The sequence below is a fragment of the Pseudomonas sp. 4CAES_32.4 genome, assembly GCF_058136335.1.
Window position 1 is genome coordinate 6,099,170 of record NZ_CM176882.1, and the last position, 13,652, is coordinate 6,112,821.

Sequence of the window (13,652 nt, forward strand, 5' to 3'; positions counted from 1 at the left end):
ATCCGTTACGCCCGAAGTCGCAGACGTTGCAGCCAGGACGAAGTGGCGCCCAAGGCGTCACGCAATTGTTGGGCAGTGATGGTGCGTGCTGCCGGGTCGAAGCTCAGCGCGGTTTGCAGCGCTGGCCAACAGTGTTTCGGTAAGTTCGCCGGGGCGTGCAACTCGCGCTCCAGGTGCTCGTCGCGGGCCTGAGTCGAGGGCAAGCGGCGAAACGGGTGTTTGCCGCCCGCCAATTCATAGATCACGCAGGCCACGCCGTACACGTCCGCGCTGGCCGACAACGGTTGGCCCTCAAGCAGTTCGGGGGCGGCGTAGCCTGGGGTCCAGGCGTTGAAGCGTTCGCGGCTCAGGTGCGGCAGGCCGGGCATGACGCCCTCCTCTGCTTGGCCGAGGCCGAAGTCGAACAGGCGCAAGCCGTCTTCGCTGAGCATGACGTTGCTCGGTTTAATGTCACCGTGCAGCACGCCGCGACCGTGGGCGTAGGCCAGCGTGTCGAGCAGCGGCAGGACGATGTCGCGCAGTTCTTGCCACGGCAGGCCGAAGGGCCGCTCGCAGAGCAATTTGTCCAGGGTCAGGCCACGCATGTATTCCATGGTGATGAAGGCCCGCTGGCAGTCGGTGTCGACTTCAAAGGTATGCGCACGCACGACGTTGTCGTGGCGCAGGCGTCGGGTCAGGGCGAACTCGCTGTAGAGTAAGGCACTGGCGTCCGGCGATTCGGCAAATTCTTCGCTGAGGATTTTCAGCGCAATGTAAGGATCGGGATCACCGAACTGTTCGTGCAGCAGATCCCGCGCCCGGTAAACGGCGCCCATGCCACCGGCCCCGAGCAGACGCTCGAGGTGGTAGCGACCGGCGAGTACATCCGGCAAAACACCGATGCTGGCCTTGGTCGGCGCCAGCAACGGCTCTGCTTTGTTTTCCTTGGCGAAGGCGAAGTAAGTCAGGTTGTTGGCCTGTTCTTCGCTCATCAGCAAGTCATCGATGGGTGATTCGATCTTGGTCATTGGCGGATCACCACGGCAGTCAGGTTGTCGCGCGCGGCGCCACGCAGGGCGCCGTCGAACAAACGTTCCAGCGCCACGTGCGGCGCGCTGAGGCTGAGGGCGGTGCCGAGGGCATCGCTGCTCAGGCCCTGATACAAACCATCGCTGCAAAGCAAAAACGCATCGCCCGGATACACCTCCAGTTCCAGCACATCCAGGGTCAGTGTTTCGGCAGCACCGACGGCTCGGGTCAAGGCTTGAGCCGCCGGGTGCGCCGCCGCTTGTTCGACGCTCATTTGCTGCTCGTCGATCAGTTGCTGTTGCAGCGAATGGTCCTTGGACAGCTGATACAACCGCTGCCCGCGCCACATATAGCAGCGGCTGTCGCCGGCCCAGATGCAGGCCGCGCGATTGCCTTCCACCAGCAGCGCCACGACGGTGCTGCCCATGATGCTGTCATGACGCCCGGCGGTGACCGTCAACTCCTGCCCCAAACGCCGGTTCAACCAGTGCAGGCACTGGCGGATGGCTTTGAGGCGTTCGTCGAAGTCCTCGTGTTGCGGCAGTTCAGCCAGGCTGGCGACGATCAACTGGCTGGCGATGTCGCCACCCTGATGACCGCCCATGCCGTCCGCGACCACCCACAGCCCCTGCTGTGGCGAGTCGAGGAAGGCATCTTCGTTGCGCGCCCGCACCTTGCCCGGGTCGGTACGCGCCGCGCTGCGCCAGGCACTGGCCACCAGCATCAGAGCTGCACCGGCATACGGAAGGTGCGCAGCACGCCCATGTCGAACGGGTTCGGTGTGCGCTGGCTGCTCAACAGGTAGTTGGCGCGCAGGCCACCCACATCGGCTTTCAGCACCAGCACGTCGCGACCGGTCAGGTACTCGGTCTGCATCAGGTCGAACAGACGGAACAGCGACCATGGGCCAGAGTTCTTCTCGATACCGATCGGGCGCCCGGCCATTTTGTCCATGACCAGACTGGTGCGACCGTCTTCAGCATCGGTCGGCCATTTGAAGGTCATCGGCAGGATCGGACCGTGGCGGTATTCCATGGTCTTGTCGCCGAACTTGAACTCGGAACGGCTGACCGCCGGATCGAGGGTGTACGGCTCCAGTTTGAACTGCACGGTCGGCTCGGCCGGGTTGATCGAGAAGAAGCTCTGACGAATCGTCAGTGCTGCCGCCATCTGATCGAGGTAGACCTTCGACACCGGCAGGCTGTGACCGTCGACGCTACGCATGCGGTAGTTGCCCGGATCGCCGCTGACGAACGGACGCATGTAGCTGTCGAAGAAGCGGTCGACGATGCCTTGAGCCTTGAAGAACTCGCGGAAGTCGCTGATCGCCACGTCGCTGGTGCTGCTGGCGCTGAATGGATAACGCTTGCTGATGGTTTTGCCATACACGCTGTACAGCTCGTTCTGATAACGACCGTTCAGGTATTGGTAGGCATCGTTGAGCACCAGACGCCACGAGTCTTCGGCCAGCACGTTGAACCACACGCTCAGTGGACGCGGCAGGCGACCCGAAGCGGCGCGCAGGTTGGTCAGCGCATCACGCTGGCCGCTCATGCGGGTTTTCGCCATTTCGAACGCGGCTTGTTCCGGCGTGCTGGAACGGGCCAGGCCGGACAGTTGCAGTTGCAGGTCGTTGAGCGCGTTGAACGCTGGCGTCAGGTCAGCGCCTGGGCCGTTGTTGTCATCAAGCAGACGATGCAGCGGTTCGAAGCGGCGTTGCAGCGACTTCTTCGCGGTGTCCGGCAGGCTCTTCGCCACGCTCAGGGCCGAAGCCTTGTCCGCCACGGCAGACGCCAGTTTGCCGACTTTACCCAGTTTGCCTTTCTGCCCTGCCAACGCATCAGCCGCATCACCGGCTTCATCCACAGGATCAGCGGCTGCCTCGAAGCGGGTGTTCTCACGCACTTCGGTCAACAGCGCCAACACCGGCGAATTAGCCGAGGTCAGGCCCGCCAGTTGCTCGGCGCCTTCACCGGCGTCGCTGATCGGCGGCAGTGCAACCTGGCCAACGGCTTCGCTCCAGTAGTTGGCGTAGTCGCGGAAGTACAGTTGCTCCAGCTCGACCATCAGGCGACGCAAGTCCATGTCGCTGATGCCCGCACCTTCGCCCAGCACCCAGTTGTCACGCAGGATATCGGTGACCAGCGTTGCGCCCTGTACCGAGAAATACTGCTGATAACCGGATTGGGTGTAGAAGCCCGGAATCACGTACTCGGTGCCGATAAACAGCGAGCCTTGCGGGCCGAGGTGTTGGCTGAAGCGATATTCCGGCAGGTTGCGCGCCTGCTCGCGGAGCATGCGGTACACCACGGTGGCCAGCGATTCGCTGCGCAATACCTGACGCGCCTGAGTGACCAGTTGATCGTTCAGCGGGTAGATAAATGGCTGCTTCAGCAAACGCTCGAGATGCGTGTTCAGACCGTTCTGCACCGCGGTGTTGCCGGTGTAGCGTTGCGACCAGTCAGCGGCGACCCAGTCCTTGAGCCACACGGCATCGCGGCGATCTTTCATGTTCAACATCAGGTACGCGCGCAGGCTGTTGAGCAGCTTTTCGCGGTCCTTCATGTTCGCGCGGATCTGCCCTTCAAGCATGGTCGCAACCCGTGGCAGCAGTTGCTTTTCAAGCTCGCGCTCGTAAGCCTCTTTGACCACTGGATTGACGTCTTCGCCCTGATACAGGCCGCCACGTTCGTGATAGGAAACGTCACCCTTTTTCGGGAACGCCTGAGTCGCGGCATAGCTGGTGTCGAGGGTTTTCAGCACGCCCATGGCGTCATCACGCGGCGTCAATGCGCTGCGCTGCTGCGTCCAGTTCTGCGCCAGAGTGCGCAGGTTTTCCAGACGCTCATAGTTCGCCGAGAAACCGCCCGCCCACAGCATGCCGAACAGCGCCAATGCCGCCAGTGCACCGACGTACAGCGCACGCTGGCCCCAATGAATGCGGCTGCGTTCGCGCTTGTCCAGACCGGCGAGATCGGCCTCAGGGAAGATCACGCGGCTGAGCAAGTGATGGATGAAACGCGAACGACCGCTGCGCAGAGTCGGCAGCACACCGGCGTTCATGCCGAGGCTGGCGCCGATGCCGGCGGTGGTCGAATCCATTTCCTGGGTCAGGTGCGGTGCGCTGGTCAGGTAGAAACCGCGCAGTTGCGTAGCACGCTGATAACGGTTGCCGGTGAACGCCATGTCGACGAACAGGCATAGACGCTCCCCGATCTGCCCGAGTTGATGCGGGAAGTCGAGGATGCGGCCACGGCGCTGCGTGTCGCGCTCGGAGTGCATGCGCATGATCACTTGGCTGTTGAGGCGACGCAGCAACTCTTCGAATTCGTTGCGCAGCACAGCCACGTCGGTGCCGACCTGATCCTTGCGGAAACTGGTGCCAAGCACTTGATCGCTTTCTTCGCGGGTCAGTTGATCGAAGAACTCGTCGAAGCCGAGCAGCTTGTCAGCCTTGCTCAAGACCAGATACACCGGCACATCGACGTGCAGTTTCTGATGCACATCCTGCAGACGACCACGTACCTGGCGCGCCAAAGTATCGATGTCCTGTTCGCTGCCGCCGAGCAGGGTTTCCACCGGAATGGTCACCAGCACGCCGTTCAGCGGACGGCCGCGACGACGTTTGCGCAGCAGCTCCAGCAAGGTCGTCCAGGCACTGCCGTCGACTTCCACATCCGGTTGCGTGGTGTAACGCCCGGCGGTGTCGATCAGCACACCGTGGTCGGCGAAGTACCAGTCGCAATGACGGGTGCCGAGGGTGTCGCGGGTCAGCTTGCGGTCGATCTTGTTGATCGGGAATTCCAGACCGGAAAAGTCCAGCAGGCTGGTCTTGCCCGAGGCCTGCGGACCGATCAGCAGATACCACGGCAAGTCGCTGCGCCAGCGTTCGCTGCGGCCGCGATACAGGCTCGAGGTTTTCAGGGTTTTCAGCGCGTCCTTGAAGCGCGCCTTCAACTCTTTCTGCTCGTCGTCGATCAGCTCTTCGCGGCGGATGCGATCCTGGCCGTCTTCGCTTTCTTCGTCGGCTTTCTTGCGGATACCGGCGCGCCAGCTGACGAAGACCATGGTCAGGCCCCAGATCAGGAACAGCACGGCGATGGTCAGCAGACGGGAAGTCGAACCTTCCCAGAACTTGTAATCATCGACTGCCAACAACGGGCCGACGAACCACACCAGCAGCGCCAAAAACAGCACTAGCAGCAGGGTCCAGACCCAGGTCTGGCGCAGGAAGGCGCCGACTTTCTTGAAAAACTTTTTCATCACACGTCCCTGTTTACGGCTGCGACTGCGGTTGGACCGCGGCTGGATCAAGCGGCTGATAAGGTTGCAGAACGGTGTCGCGCTGCTCGCCCAAGACCCAGGCGAAGCCCGAATACATCACCACCAGACAGACGAAAGTGAACAACACCACCATCCACGCCGGCACGATGCGCACCAGGTTGCGGCGCTGATCGTCGAGACCTTCCCAATGCGGCGACAACTCGCGCGGCACGTCGCCACGCAACTGACGGATCTGCCGGTACAACGCGTCGCGGATGCCTTCGAGTTCGAGCATGCCGCGAGCCTGCACGCGGTATTTGCCCTCGAAGCCGAGGGACAGGCACAGGTACATCAATTCGAGCATCGGCAGGTGCTTAACCGGGTTCTTCGACAGCCGATCGAGCAACTGGAAGAACTTCTCGCCACCGAAGGTTTCGTTGTGGAAGCTGCTGAGCAAGCTCATCTGCGACCACTCGCTTTCGTTGCCCCACGGCGTGGTCACGACGGCTTCGTCGACCACGGTGCAGAGCACGTAACGCGCAGCCATCACTTGGCTGCTCTCGGCGCCATTGTGCAGAGCGCGTACTTCAAACAACTTGAGCCCGGCGGTCAGGCGCTCGTTGAGCGCGTAGAGGTCTTCGCGGGTTTCGCTATGCTTGAGGCGCACCACTTCCGAGAGCAACTCGGACGAGGCTGCCACCAGCGAATTGAGGCTGATGTTGAACGCCTCTGCCGGACGCAGGCGCGCGGCGTAGATCATGCGTTCTTCCAGTTGCTCGAAGCGCGGTGGCGCGGCGAAGTCGGTCAGCGGACTCGACGCCGGTCCGTGGCCTTGACGATCGAGCAGGACGGTTTTGTCGTCCTGGTTGTAATCCGTTTCCTTGATCATGTCGGTCAGTTCCTGATGGCCCAGAATTTCAGTTCAAGCTCGGCAAATTCGCCGGACACGTGGAACGCGAAACCGCCGGAGCGCTCGAGTTGTGCCAGGTCTTCGGAACTGAGTTCGAGGATGAAATAGGTTTTGTTCGAATGGAACGCGATCTGCCGCGGGGCCACCGGCAACGGTTTGACCTTGATCCCCGGCAAGTGCAGGTTGACCAGTTGGCGGATGCGCTCCACCGGGCCGACCTTGAGGTGCGCCGGCAAGCGATGGCGCAGTTCTTCGGAGTCGCAGTTGGCACTGGCCGCCAGCACGAACGAGGCCGAGCCGAGCAGTTTGTGGTCGTGCAACGGCGACACGATGATGCCGTACTGACGCGCTTGCAGGATCAGTTCGATGGCGTGCTGTTCGAGCACCATCGACAGTACCTGACGAATCGCTTCCATCAGTTTGCGGAAGCTGCCGCCCTGATCGGCGTGGGAGTAGCGGCTGTCCAGACGCGGGCGTTTGCTCTCGCCGGAGAAGGTCGCCAGATCGCCGAGCATGGTCAGCAGCGTGCGGTACAACTCTTCCGGGTGCACCTGTTCCAGACCGAGGTAGTGACGCAGCAGCAGTTCGGTGCGGTTGATCAGTTGCAGCATCATGAAGTCGCCGACTTCAGCGCCGCCGACCTTGCCGTTGGAGCGAATCCGCTCGGCAATGGTGTCGCCACGGTGGCTGAGCATGCTGATGACTTCTTTCAGGCACGACAGCAGGTAGCTGGAGGCGTGAGCCTGAATGTAGGTCGGGACGAAATCCGGATCGAGGCTGATCACGCCGTCGGGCGTGGTGTCGAGCACGTCGCAGATCTTCAGCTTCACGTAGGCCTGATCGCTCTGCTGCTCGCCGAGCAACAGTTTGAAGTCCGGGCGCCCGCAGCTGACCTGGCTGGCGGAATCGTCGCCGGCGTTGGAGTCGGCGACTTCGGCGTCATACGCGGTGTAGCGCGCGAGCACGTCGGACTGCTCCGGACGACGCGACTCGATGTGGTTGCCAGTGACCAGCGGCAGCGCCAGATAGATCGGCGTGTTACCGGTGTTCGGCGGCACGTCGAGCGCCAGCGGTTCAGTGTTGCCACCGAGTTCGAACAGGCTGCCATCCGGCAGAATCCCCGAGGCTTCACTGATCACCAGTTTGCCCATGTTGAGGAACTGCAGGTCGATCTCCAGATTGAGGAAACCCCAGGTGTAGCCACCCAGCAATTGCGTGCGGGTTTTCATCTGGTGATCGTAATAGCGATCGTTGTGCTGGAAGTGCTGCGGACGCAGCAGCATGCCTTCCTGCCAAATGACTTTATGAGTATTCATGGTCAGTCATCCGCCTTGGCGAGCACTTGATTGGTGTTACGGATGCCGGCCTGGTCCAGGGTCAGATCGACTTCGGTGATTTCCAGTGGCGTGATCTGCACCGTGTGGCGCCATTGGGTTTCCGGCAAGTCGCGGTAGGCGGCGAGAACGCCGACATAGCTACTGCCCTCTTCCACCTTGAGCTTCAGCTCCACGGTTTCGCCGGGGCGCAATTCGAGTTCTTCGCTGGCCACCAGGTCCGGGTTGAGGGATTCCTTGGCGCGCTCGTAGAGGCTGAAGAAATCAGCGTTCTCGAAAGTCACCGGGTGCTTGAGTTCGAACAGACGCACCACCACTGGCGATGGGCGGCCGTTGAGATCGAGGTTCAATTGATCGCTGCCGGTCAGTTTCAGGTTGATCTTGGTCACTTTCGAGTATGGCGACAGCGACGAGCAACCGGCGAGCAACACCAGCACGGTGAGCGCAGTCAGCGTCTTGAAAAAAGCGGTCGAGCGGCGAGACATGCGCATCATCCTTGGTGGTCGGTGTGGAGGGTGGAGATCAGGCGAATCTGTTCTTCGTAGGCCTGGGCGAAGTCGCGGGCCAGCAGACGCTCGCTCCAGTCATCGTCCTGACGCAGTGCCTGGTGATAGCGGCCGAACGCTCTCCAGCGCCCGCCCGACGTGGCGATCAACGGCTTGCTATCGCGCTCGAAACGCAGGGTCAGTTGCTCCGGCGAGAAGTGCTCCAGCGTGCCGCGCACGGCGGCGCGGCTGGCGGTCAGCAGTGCAACCTGATGCGCCTGCAGATCGCGGAACGCACGGGAGATGGCTTGCTCGGCGGGCAGGTGGCCGGGCTTGCTTGGCTGCAACAGAATCTGCAGCGCTTCGCTCGGGTCGACGGCGAATTTCAGCGGATTCTTGTTGGTGCCTTGCACGGTGGTCTGCGCCAGACGCAATTCGTTTTTCAGCTCGGAACGGGTGCGCAGGCTCTGTTGCAAACCGCCGATGCTCTGACGCAGCAGACGTGCGGCGCTGAGTGCCAAGGCTTCGCGTTCGTCGTGGCTGAGGCCTTTGACGTCGACACCCAGCGCAGCGCCGAAATGATCCCAGAAACCTTCGCTTTGGCGCTCGACGGCTTTCGGTGCCGGAGCGGGCTCAGGTTCTACCGGGGCTGCGATCAGCTCCGGGACCATCAGGCTTTCCATGTCGATGCGCGCGTAGTCGGCACGCTGACGGGAGTCCTCAGGCTTGGTGTTCGGCGCCAGCAGTTCGTCGATTTCCGAATACACGCGCTCTTGCTGTTCGAGGGCATTGAGCGGGTCGAGGTCGAGGAAAGCGTCGTCCGGGATGATGCTGCCGGCGGGGCGCGGACGCCCGGCTTCACCGTCGAAAGTCGCGGGGTCGCGCACTAGCCGCGCGCGTATCTCGAAGTCACCCAGCACGTAGGTGCTGCCGTGTTCGATCCGCACCGGCTCGCCCTTGTGCAGGCGTGCGCCGCTGTCACCGTCCTGCACACCGTTGCTGCTGGTGTCGGTCAGGAAGAACGTGCCCTCGCGGTAGCTGACAATCGCGTGGTGATTGGACAAGTGACGCTTGCGGTCAGGGATGATCCAGTCGCAGTCCTCGCCCCGCCCGATCACGCCGCCGGCCTGTTTAAAGGTCTTCTGGCACAACTCGGTGGGCACGAACTGCTTGGTGTTCAGCATTTCGAAAACCAATTCCATGTTTGATGCTCCTTGCGGTCACTTACCGCGATTGACCGCTTGCGGATCACCCAACGGGCGATAGTCGTTGTCGTTGAATTTGTAATTGCCGCTACAGCCGCCAAGGCCGCATAGAACGACGAGGGTCAGCAGGACAGCGTGCCAGTGACGAACAGACATCAGAGGGTCTCCAGGTGTAGACAAAGCACAAAGCGCCGACCCTTGCGGGCGGCGCTGAAATAGTTTTTCGAGGTGAAATCGATGAGCGTTTGCCTAGCCATCGAAATCCCCCAGATTGATGTTCAGACGGCCGAGGCGGTACAGCAGCGTGCGCCGAGGCAGGCCCAGTTCGCGGGCCGCGAGGGTCTGGTTGCCGTCGTTTTTACGCAGGCAATCAAGCAACAAAGTGCGTTCGACCTGCTCCAGACGTTCGCGCAGATTCAAATGGCTGTTGTCTTCCAGCACCGGGTCCATGCGCAGGGAGAAATGCTCGGCGAGCAATTCACCGCCCTCGCACAACAGCACCGCGCGCTCGACCAACGCCTTGAGTTCGCGGACGTTGCCGGGGAAGGTGTAACCGCCCAGATGCTCCAGCGCTGCGTCTGACCAGCGCACCGGATCACGCTGCAAATACGTGCAGGTCTTTTCGGCGAAATGCTGGGCCAGTTCGAGGATGTCGCCTTCGCGCTGACGCAGCGCCGGCAGCTCGATCGGGAATTGCGCGAGGCGGTAGTACAAGTCCTCGCGGAATTTGCCTTCGCTGACCAGCGTCGACAGATCGCGGTGGGTGGCGGCGATGATGCGCACGTCGATCTTGTGCGTGTCGTTGGAACCCAGCGGACGGATCTCGCCTTCCTGCAACACGCGCAGAATCTTCGCTTGCAACGACAGCGGCATGTCGCCGATTTCGTCGAGCAACAGCGTGCCGCCATTGGCCGCGTCGAACAGCCCGGCGCGATCACGGTCGGCACCGGTGAAGGCGCCTTTGCGATAGCCGAACAGCTCGCTTTCCAGCAGGTTTTCCGGCACTGCTGCGCAGTTCTGCACGATGAACGCCTGGGAACGACGCGGGCCACAATCGTGAATGGCCCGGGCGACGACTTCCTTGCCAGTACCGGTTTCGCCACGCAGCAACACGGTGTACGGGCTGTGCAGCACTTTGCTGATCAGCGAATGGGTCTGGCGCATCGCCGCACTTTTGCCGATCAGGCCATAACCACTGATGCTCGGTACACTGCGCGCGACGGTGGCCGCTTGCGCCAGCGGCTGACGCAAGCGTTGCAGCAGGTGCAATTGACCGAGCACGAACGAGCCGAGCTGGCCGAGGGAATCAGCAAAGCCTTGCAGGTCGGTGCGACGACGGCTGGCGCACAGCAGCAGACCTTCGACAGCCTTGTTTCGATTGACCAGCGGCACGCACAGCAATGACTGCCACGGCGACGCCGCTGCCGGCAGGAAACTGGTTTCGTGCAAGCTGCCACTCAAGTCGTCGAGGCACACCACGCGGTTCTGGCACAGGGCGAATTGCAGCAGTTGTTCACCGTTGTAATCCGCCGGCAGGCTCGCCGCCTCGCGCGGTTGCAGGGCGCCGTCGAGGCATTCGGCGTTCATCCCCAGGCAGGTGTGGGTGGCGTCGAGCAGATACAGCTGCGTGAGTTCGCAACCGCTCAGCTCGGCCAGCCCGCGCACGAAGTCACCCAGCAACGCAGCACCGTCCGCCGCCCGCGACAGACTGGCGAACTGCGCCAGCAACGCTTCGGCATAGACCAGCGGCTGCGGCACCTGAGTGAACATCACGCCCACCTCAGGCGAACTCGCACGTCACGCTGGCTTCACCGTCGAGCGTGGCATGCACACGCTTGAGGCTTTCACCGGTGGCCATGGCATCGAGCAGACGATCCGCCACCAGCGGCAGCACGTGCTGGTCGAGCAGATGGTCGATCAGGCGCGCACCGCTTTCGCTTTGCGTGCAACGCTCGGACAGATGATCGACGAGGTTCTGGCACCAGCTGAAATCCAGCTGACGACGGTTGAGACGCTCGCCGAGACGACCGAGTTTGATCTCGATCAGCTCGCGCAGCACCGGGCCACCGACCGGGTAGTACGGCACCACTTTCATCCGCGCCAGCAGCGCTGGTTTGAAGTGTTTGCTGAGTACCGGGCGAATGGTTTCTTCGAGGACTTCAGCGGTCGGGCGTGCGCCGTTTTCGCAGAGGTCGCTGATCTTGTCGCTACCGAGGTTCGAGGTCATCAGGATCAACGTGTTGCGGAAGTCGATCTCGCGACCTTCGCCATCGTTGGCCACACCTTTGTCGAAGATTTGGTAGAACAGGTTGAGCACGTCCGGGTCGGCCTTCTCGACTTCATCGAGCAGCACCACCGAATACGGTTTCTGCCGCACGGCTTCGGTAAGCATGCCGCCCTCGCCGTAACCGACGTAGCCCGGTGGCGCGCCAATCAGACGGGAGACGGTGTGCTTCTCCTGAAATTCGGACATGTTGATGGTGGTGATGAAACGATCACCGCCGTACAGCAAGTCAGCCAAGGCCAATGCGGTTTCGGTTTTACCCACACCACTCGGGCCGACCAGCAGGAACACGCCAACCGGTGCGTCAGGCTTGTTCAGGCCAGCAGCGGTGGCGCGCATCGAGCGATCCAGGGCGTGCACAGCTTGTTCCTGACCACGGATCCGCGTGCGCAGGTCGGTGGCGAAGCTGGCGACTTTGGCGTTGTGTTCGCGGGCCAGTTGCGCCAATGGCACACCGGTCCAGGCGCTGATCACTTCGGCGACCAGACGCGGGCACACTTCGAAACTGACCAGACGTTCTTTGACTTGGGCCGCAGTCAGGGCGCTGTGGGTTTCGTTGAGTTGGGCTTCCAGCGCTTCGACGCTCTGGCCTTCTTCCACTTCGGCAGCGATGGTTTCGATCACCGTGCCTTCGGCGTCTTCTTCAACGCTGACGGTCGGCTCGACCGCTGCGGCTTCGCGAGCCTTGGCCAGTTGTTGACGCAATTCCAGCAGGCGCTCGGCCAGTTGCTTCTGTTCAGTCCACAGGGTTTCCAGCGCGACCATTTCGTCTTCGGCTTCGTCGAGACGGGCTTCCAATGCGCCCAGCGCTTCGTGGTCGATCAACAAACCCGCCTCGGCATCGCGACGCAGAGCCTGACGCTGACGGCCACCTTCAGCCAGTTCGCCACGCAGACGCTCAAGGCTTTCCGGGGCGGCGGCGAGGCTGATGCGCACGCGGGCGCACGCGGTGTCGAGAACGTCGACGGCTTTGTCCGGCAGTTGCCGACCGGCCAGGTAACGTGCGGACAATTCAGCTGCCGAGACCACCGCGTCATCACGCAGGTAGATGCCGTGGCTCTTCTCGTAAACCTGCGCCAGACCACGAAGGATGGTCACCGCTTCGCTGACGGTCGGTTCGTGCAGTTGCACCGGTTGGAAACGACGGGCCAGCGCCGGGTCTTTCTCGAAGTATTTCTTGTACTCGGCCCAGGTGGTCGCGGCGATGGTGCGTAGTTCGCCACGGGCCAGTGCCGGTTTCAGCAGGTTGGCCGCATCGGAGCCGCCAGCGTTGCCGCCCGCACCGATCAGGGTGTGGGCTTCGTCGATGAACAGAATGATCGGTTTCGGCGAGGCTTTGACTTCGTCGATCACGCCTTTGAGGCGACGCTCGAACTCACCTTTGACGCTGGCGCCGGCCTGCAACAAACCCATGTCCAGCGACAGCAGCTCAACACCTTTAAGCACTTGGGGCACTTCACCGGCAGCGATGCGCGAGGCCAGACCTTCGACGATGGCGGTCTTGCCGACACCGGCCTCACCGACGACGATCGGGTTGTTCTTGCGGCGACGGGCGAGGATGTCGACCATCTGGCGGATCGCGCCGTCACGGCACAGTACCGGATCGAGTTTGCCGTCGCGGGCCTGTTGGGTCAGGTTGTGGGTGAAGCGCTGCAACAGCGATTCGCCCTGCGCCGCTGGTTTGCCATTGGCCGCCGGTTGCTCCTGTTGCGACAGGGCGAACTCCTTCAGGCGATCGATATTTAGCTTGGCGAGCAGCGGCTGATAACGGCTGCCGGCGTAACGCATCGGGTTGCGCAGCAGCGCAAGGATCAGTGCGGCATCTTCAACCTGGGTCTGGCCCAGTTCGAGGTTGGCCACCAGCAGTGCGTCTTGCAGCCACTGCACCAGCTCCGGGGCGAACACCGGGTTGCGCGAGGCGCTGTGTTCAACCCGCGATTGCAGCGCGGCACTCAGTTCGCCGGCATCGACGTCGGCATCTTGCAGCGCGCGTGTGAGCAAACCGTTCGGGCGCTCCAGCAGGCCGAGCAGCAAGTCTTCGACGAGGATCTTGCTGCCGCCACGGGCCACGCAACGCTCGGCCGAACGTTCCAGATCACGACGGGTTTCGGCGTCCAGCGCCTGGATGAGTTGTTGCAGGTCTACGTTGATCATGGCTCACGT

The 13,652-nt window shown here is 62.2% G+C and carries 10 protein-coding genes; all 10 read right to left on the bottom strand.

Annotated features, from left to right (window positions below; genetic code table 11):
- Positions 1-5: 5 nt before the first annotated feature.
- Complete coding sequence (locus AC3Y64_RS27610; protein ID WP_489985895.1) at positions 6-1,007, bottom strand: serine/threonine-protein kinase; 1,002 nt, start codon at positions 1,005-1,007, stop codon at positions 6-8.
- Complete coding sequence (locus tag AC3Y64_RS27615; RefSeq protein ID WP_397483744.1) at positions 1,004-1,732, bottom strand: PP2C family protein-serine/threonine phosphatase; 729 nt, start codon at positions 1,730-1,732, stop codon at positions 1,004-1,006. The genes AC3Y64_RS27610 and AC3Y64_RS27615 overlap by 4 nt, the downstream gene beginning before the upstream one ends.
- Complete coding sequence (tssM, locus tag AC3Y64_RS27620; RefSeq protein ID WP_158958364.1) at positions 1,732-5,271, bottom strand: type VI secretion system membrane subunit TssM; 3,540 nt, start codon at positions 5,269-5,271, stop codon at positions 1,732-1,734. Before tssM ends, AC3Y64_RS27615 begins: the two co-directional genes overlap by 1 nt.
- A 13-nt stretch (positions 5,272-5,284) precedes the next feature.
- Entirely contained in the window at positions 5,285-6,160 is an 876-nt protein-coding gene (gene icmH, locus AC3Y64_RS27625; protein ID WP_489985896.1) for a type IVB secretion system protein IcmH/DotU, read from the bottom strand.
- Positions 6,161-6,165: 5 nt separating this feature from the next.
- Positions 6,166-7,497, bottom strand: coding sequence for a type VI secretion system baseplate subunit TssK (gene tssK / locus AC3Y64_RS27630; protein WP_064389585.1), 1,332 nt, complete (start codon positions 7,495-7,497; stop codon positions 6,166-6,168).
- A 2-nt stretch (positions 7,498-7,499) separates the two neighbouring features.
- Positions 7,500-8,000 carry a type VI secretion system lipoprotein TssJ gene (tssJ, locus tag AC3Y64_RS27635; protein ID WP_158958368.1) on the bottom strand — a complete coding sequence of 167 codons (501 nt, stop codon included), beginning with the start codon at positions 7,998-8,000 and terminating at the stop codon, positions 7,500-7,502.
- Positions 8,001-8,005: 5 nt separating this feature from the next.
- Positions 8,006-9,202 (bottom strand): type VI secretion system-associated FHA domain protein TagH, encoded by a 1,197-nt coding sequence (tagH, locus tag AC3Y64_RS27640; RefSeq protein ID WP_489985897.1) that lies wholly within the window; start codon positions 9,200-9,202, stop codon positions 8,006-8,008.
- A gap of 18 nt (positions 9,203-9,220) precedes the next feature.
- The gene (locus AC3Y64_RS27645; protein ID WP_003229566.1) at positions 9,221-9,361 is read right to left on the bottom strand and encodes a hypothetical protein; all 141 of its coding nucleotides are present in this window, start codon (positions 9,359-9,361) and stop codon (positions 9,221-9,223) included.
- A gap of 93 nt (positions 9,362-9,454) precedes the next feature.
- A complete protein-coding gene (locus AC3Y64_RS27650; RefSeq protein WP_489985898.1) occupies positions 9,455-10,975 on the bottom strand; it encodes a sigma-54 interaction domain-containing protein in 1,521 nt (506 codons plus the stop codon).
- Positions 10,976-10,985: 10 nt separating this feature from the next.
- On the bottom strand, positions 10,986-13,643 hold the full coding sequence (gene tssH / locus AC3Y64_RS27655) for a type VI secretion system ATPase TssH (RefSeq protein ID WP_489985899.1): 2,658 nt from the start codon (positions 13,641-13,643) through the stop codon (positions 10,986-10,988).
- Positions 13,644-13,652: the final 9 nt, after the last annotated feature.

Coding starts and splice junctions, on each gene's coding strand:
- AC3Y64_RS27610 (WP_489985895.1), bottom strand. CDS start 1,007: ATGACCAAGATCGAATCACCCATCGATGACTTGCTGATGAGCGAAGAA.
- AC3Y64_RS27615 (WP_397483744.1), bottom strand. CDS start 1,732: ATGCTGGTGGCCAGTGCCTGGCGCAGCGCGGCGCGTACCGACCCGGGC.
- tssM (WP_158958364.1), bottom strand. CDS start 5,271: ATGAAAAAGTTTTTCAAGAAAGTCGGCGCCTTCCTGCGCCAGACCTGG.
- icmH (WP_489985896.1), bottom strand. CDS start 6,160: ATGATCAAGGAAACGGATTACAACCAGGACGACAAAACCGTCCTGCTC.
- tssK (WP_064389585.1), bottom strand. CDS start 7,497: ATGAATACTCATAAAGTCATTTGGCAGGAAGGCATGCTGCTGCGTCCG.
- tssJ (WP_158958368.1), bottom strand. CDS start 8,000: ATGTCTCGCCGCTCGACCGCTTTTTTCAAGACGCTGACTGCGCTCACC.
- tagH (WP_489985897.1), bottom strand. CDS start 9,202: ATGGAATTGGTTTTCGAAATGCTGAACACCAAGCAGTTCGTGCCCACC.
- AC3Y64_RS27645 (WP_003229566.1), bottom strand. CDS start 9,361: ATGTCTGTTCGTCACTGGCACGCTGTCCTGCTGACCCTCGTCGTTCTA.
- AC3Y64_RS27650 (WP_489985898.1), bottom strand. CDS start 10,975: ATGTTCACTCAGGTGCCGCAGCCGCTGGTCTATGCCGAAGCGTTGCTG.
- tssH (WP_489985899.1), bottom strand. CDS start 13,643: ATGATCAACGTAGACCTGCAACAACTCATCCAGGCGCTGGACGCCGAA.